Raw genomic sequence first — 1,200 nt, 5'->3', positions numbered from 1 at the left:
GGCCGGCGGGCAGCCACACGGCGGTGATGCCGTGTGCCGTTCGTGCCTGGGCCAGTGCGTCGGCGTCGAGTTCGCCGGGGGGCGCCACGACGACGCGGCCGCCGCTCAGCAGGGGCGCCCACAGTTCGAGGGCGAGGGCCTCGGAGGTGGCCGGGGTGTGCCACAGCACGGTGCCTCGGGCGGCGCCTTGCCAGGCGCGGTCCAGGACGAGCCGCTCCATGGCGCGGTGGGTGATGCCGACCGCGGTGGTGGCGCCGGTGGTCGATGTGGGGCTTACGGCGACGAGGTTGTCGGGGTGCGGGAGCGGGAGCGGGGTGGCTGCCGGTGCGGCATCGGCGGCGGGTACGCCATCGGTGGTGGCCGGTGCGGTGTCGGTGGCGGCGGTGAGGTCGGCGAGTACGAGCGCCGGGAGCTCCAGGCCGGCCGAGAGTGCCTGGGCGGTGGCGGCGTCGGTGAGCAGGGCGTGTGCGGCGGCGTCGCCGGTCACGAGTTTGGCCTGCGCCGCGGGCAGCGCCGGGTCGAGGGTCAGGTAGGCTCCGCCCGCCTTCACCACGGCCAGGAGGGCGACGGCCAGGTCCGCCGACCGCTCCAGCGCCACCGCCACGACGGTGTCGGGCCCGACGCCGTGGCGGCGCAGCGCGTCGGCCAGCCGGCTGGAGCGCTCGTCCAGTTCGCGGTAGGTGAGGGTGAGGTCGCCGGTCTGCAGGGCGACGGCGTCGGGGGCCGATGCCGTCTGCCGGGCGAACAGGTGAGGGACCGTCAGTGCGGGAAGGGGTGCGCCGGTGTCGTTCGGCCGGGTCAGGACCTGCTCGCGTCCGGTGCCGGTGAGCACGTCCAGGGCGCCGACGCGCTGTTCCCCGTCGGCCGCCACGGCGCGGATGTGGTCGATCAACTCCTCGCCGATGAAGCGCAGTTCCGCCCGGTCGTAGAGGCGTGCGGGGGCGTCGAGGCGGATGTGGAGGTCGCTGTCGGGGCTGCCGTCGCTGTAGACGCCGATGGACAGTTCGTCGAAGGAGCCGGTGGTTCCGCCGAGGTAGCGGGCGAGGTGGTCGCCGAAGCGGAGCTGGTCGACGAACTCGACGACGTTCATGACGGCGCCGAAGCTGTCGCCGCCGGGCTGCGCGTGGAGGGCGGCGTCGGACACTCCGTAGCGCGCCTGCCCGACCGGGGCGACCGGCTGCGTATCGAACATCCCACCGG

The 1,200-nt window shown here is 74.8% G+C and carries 1 protein-coding gene; it reads right to left on the bottom strand.

Annotated elements, in window-relative coordinates; genetic code table 11:
* The coding region (locus tag ACWEBX_RS41095) for an AMP-binding protein (RefSeq protein ID WP_451889774.1) at positions 1-1,192 on the bottom strand (1,192 nt) is incomplete at its 3' end.
* Positions 1,193-1,200: the final 8 nt, after the last annotated feature.

It is taken from the genome of Streptomyces sp. NPDC005070, assembly GCF_053600395.1.
This window is presented reverse-complemented; position numbering and strand designations above follow the sequence as displayed.